Source organism: Paraburkholderia sp. SIMBA_030 (assembly GCF_046535245.1).
Classification (GTDB): Bacteria; Pseudomonadota; Gammaproteobacteria; order Burkholderiales; family Burkholderiaceae; genus Paraburkholderia.
In genome coordinates, this window is sequence record NZ_JAWRXB010000635.1 from 1 (window position 1) to 268 (window position 268).

1 protein-coding gene is annotated in these 268 nt (G+C 66.8%); it reads right to left on the reverse strand.

Going from position 1 to position 268, the window contains the following annotated elements; genetic code table 11:
- The coding region (locus SB772_RS41500; RefSeq protein WP_410838711.1) for a hypothetical protein at window positions 1–268 on the reverse strand (268 nt) is incomplete at both ends.

Sequence of the window (268 nt, forward strand, 5' to 3'; positions counted from 1 at the left end):
TGTTCCATGTAGAGCCGCCATCAGTCGAGTACTCGACCGTCGCGCCGCTCTCGACGCCACCAAGGGTCAGGGTACCGACGTTGGTCACGTGATCGGTGGCGCTGCTGCCCGAGTCGGTGGCGAGCGCCACCGCCGGTGCGGCGGCCGACGTGTCGAGCGTGAAGCTGAAGCTGGTTGCGGCCGAGACGTTACCGGCCACGTCGGTCTGCCGGACCTCGATGCTATTCAGCCCCTCAGCCGGGCTGAAGCCGGTGTTCCATGTAGAGCC